Origin of the sequence: Tsukamurella hominis, assembly GCF_965137015.1 — a bacterium.
Lineage (GTDB): Bacteria > Actinomycetota > Actinomycetes > Mycobacteriales > Mycobacteriaceae > Tsukamurella > Tsukamurella hominis.
Genome location: NZ_CBCRZG010000047.1, coordinates 1 through 3,065, shown reverse-complemented (window position 1 = coordinate 3,065; position 3,065 = coordinate 1). Strand labels below are relative to the sequence as shown.

Here is a 3,065-nt window from a genome sequence, read left to right as displayed (position 1 = left end):
TGGCTATGTCAAGTTGATCTGGCCCCGGTAGGGCGGTTTCATTCGGCCCCACCTGAGTGGGGCCCTGAGCCGCTAGAGTCCGGGGTGTGGATGGGCGGCCGCGGGTGCGCAGTGTGGTTGCGCCGACTGGTTGGGATCGCGAGTCGGTGCGTGCGTATGCCGAGTTCGTGATCGCGCGTGATGATCAGCTCGGTGATCAGGTATCGGTCCGGGTGAAGATTAAAGACGGGGAGCCACTGCCGAACCTGACGACCCGGTGGACCGTGGTTTATGTCACTCACCAGAACCGGGCCTTGCGCCGGCATCTGTCGGTAGTCAAGGACGAACGCCGCGCTTAGCCCGCGGTAGCTGCTGCTTCGGTGTGAGCCAGGCGGTAGCTGTGAGTGCCGGTTTCGATGATGGTGCCGCGGTAGGTGAGCCGGTCGACGATCGCGGCGCAGAGTCGTGGGTCGGTGAAGGTGTCTGTCCAGCCGGAGAAGGACTGGTTGGAAGCGATCGCGACGCTGTTCTTCTCTTCGCGTTCGGTGAGGACTTGGAAGAGCAGTTCGGCGCCGCGGCGATCGAGTTCCATGTAGCCGAGCTCGTCGATGATGAGCAGGTCAACGCGGCCGTAGCGGTTGATGGTCTTCGCGAGCTGCTTCTCGTCAGCGGCCTCGACCAGCTCGTTCACTAGTTTGGTGGCGAGGGTGTAGCGGACTCTAAAGCCTTGCTCGGCGGCAGCGGTTCCCAATCCGATCAGCAGATGGGATTTGCCGGTTCCGGAGTCGCCGATGAGGCAGAGCGGCAGTCCGTGGCGGATCCAGTCGCCGGTGGCGAGCTGGTGGATGGTGGCGGGTTCGATGTCGGGGTTGGCGTCGAAGTCGAAGTCCGCCAGCCACTTCTCCCGCGGGAACCCCGCGGCTTTGACGCGGCGAACAGTGGAGCGGCGGTCCCGGTCGTCGACTTCGGCGAGCAGGAGTTCGGCGAGGAACCCCTGGTAGGACAATTGCTGCTTGGCGGCGGCGGTGAGGTGCTGGTCGATCATCGACCGCACTGTCGGCAGGCGTAGGCGCCGGCAGGCCTGGTCAACGGCGGCGAGGGCGGCTTCTTCGGTGAGGCCGCCCCGGCGGCGCAACGACGGGGCCAGCGCATTCGTCTGGTTCTTATTGGCGGTTGCGGTCATAGCCGGGTGGGCCTTTCAATCGGTGGTGGGTCCAGCGACTCAATCGGTGGTGGGTCCAGCGACGCAGGTAGCGCGTCGGAGGCAGTGCGTCGCCGGTGCTGCGGGAGCAGGCGGTCGTAGGCCGTAACGCTGGGCAGCGGTCGCCGGTCGGGTGGCAGGCCGGCGATCACCGCCGCGGGGTCTGCGAGCCGTCGTTGGGTGAGGCTGACAACTCGTTGCTCGCGTCGTTCGGCATGGCGATCGAGATGACGGCCAGCGTTGGCCCCACCTGTCTGGTCGGCAGCGACCGAGGCGTGCGCGAGCAGGCGGGCTTCGGCGCGGCGAGCCTCAACGGCGACGACCTCGGCGCTCACCGCCCCGACCCGCAATGCAGCATCGATGCCGGCGATCACCGCCGCGGCGGGCAGGCTGCGGTGCAGCAGCAGGACGTCGATCAGCTCGCTGGTGCCGTCGGTGTCGCCGTTGACTCGTCGGGCGGCGGCCCAGAACGCATCATGGCTGGCGGTGAACACCCCGGCAGCGCGGGCCTGCGCCAACGCCGTTGATCCCGGCAGGGCACCGGGTTTGAACTTGAGCACCTCGAGGTAGTGGTCGAGGTCGATCTTCGCGGTGCCGCGGCCGGCGACCCGTGGATGCCGCGCGACCAGGGTCCGGCCGTCGTAGACCAGCAGCTGGGAGGCTTGTAGTGAGACGCGGACTCGGCGGCCGATCAGGTGCGCCGGCACCGAATACTTCACCATCCGAACGGTGATCATCGCCGACCGATCGACCCGTGGTGTGAGGATCAGGCCCGGGTCGAAATCCTCCACCGGCAGCGGCGCGAGCGCTGCTCGGTCGTGCTCGTAGTCCTGGCCGATGGTGCGCAGTCGTCCGTCGATCCGGCGGCCCTCGTCGCGGTCCTCCCAGGCTTTGATCTGCTCGTTGAGCTCATCGAGGGACTCGACCTGCGGCATTGGGGTCAGCCGGTTGCGGCGGAACCATCCGACCTCGCCTTCAACGCCGCCCTTCTCGTGCGCCCCGGCGATGCCGGGCTGGCAGTAGAACGGATCGAATCCGTAGTGCGAGTGAAACAACGTCCACCGCGGGTTCTCCTGTCGCCGCCGGTCTCCGCCCTGCAGGACCGCGACCACCGCCGAGGTGAGATTGTCGTAGCGGATATGCCGGGTCGGGACCCCGCCGAGCTCGCGGAACGCCTCGACGTGCCCTTCGAGGAACGCTTCCTGCCCGCCGGTCGGATAGACCCGGTGAATGGCCTTGCCCGAGTGCGAGAGCCGGTAGACGAACATGTGGCACTTGGTCTTCACCCCGCCCAGGATCACCCAGACCTCGCCGAAGTCGACCTCCGCCTCCGCGCCCGGGGCGTGGTCCTGGGCGATGAACACCTCCGTCCGGCGGCCGGCCTCCACCTCGATCTGCGCCCGCCGGACCCGCACGTAGTCCCGCACCGTCGAATACGACAACTCGACCGCATCGTGCTCGATCGCCAGGCGTTCCCGGATCCGCGTCGCGGTGTGCCGCTGCTTACGCGGAGCATCCAGATCCGACCGCAACATCTCATCAATCGCCGCCTTGAACCGGTCCAACCGCGGCGACGACCGCTCCGGCGTCTTCCGCGGCGGCGGCTCCGCCGATGACAACGCCTGCCGCACCGTCCTCCGGTGCACGCCATGCTTGCGAGCCAACGCCCGGATACTCATGCCCTCGACCCGGGCGTCCCGCCGGATCTGCGCGAACAGCTCCACCTTCGATCCCATCATTGGCCACCACCTGCTTCGGCTCGGAAACGATGTTCACGAGCAACCATCAGGTGGGGCCAGATCAAACCGTCGCAACACCACCGGCGAGTCGCAAACGGGGCCAGGTCTAGCCGTCGAGCCGGGGCCTCTTCAAGCTGTCATAGCCA

At 67.3% G+C, this 3,065-nt stretch carries 3 protein-coding genes; 1 reads left to right on the top strand and 2 read right to left on the bottom strand.

All coding sequences use genetic code 11. The annotated features are described in order from the left end of the window. Nucleotides 1–86 precede the first annotated feature (86 nt). Nucleotides 87–338: a hypothetical protein gene (locus tag ACM9LD_RS24990; protein ID WP_133298647.1), complete on the top strand. Its 252-nt coding sequence runs from the start codon at nt 87–89 to the stop codon at nt 336–338. Here the strand turns inward: ACM9LD_RS24990 and istB are convergent. After that, nucleotides 335–1,162, bottom strand: coding sequence for an IS21-like element helper ATPase IstB (gene istB / locus ACM9LD_RS24985; RefSeq protein ID WP_068526535.1), 828 nt, complete (start codon nt 1,160–1,162; stop codon nt 335–337). The two genes, ACM9LD_RS24990 and istB, sit on opposite strands and share 4 nt — an antisense overlap. Continuing rightward, nucleotides 1,159–2,916, bottom strand: a complete 1,758-nt coding sequence (gene istA / locus ACM9LD_RS24980) for an IS21 family transposase (protein ID WP_231703188.1) — start codon at nt 2,914–2,916, stop codon at nt 1,159–1,161. The genes istB and istA overlap by 4 nt, the downstream gene beginning before the upstream one ends. Nucleotides 2,917–3,065: the final 149 nt, after the last annotated feature.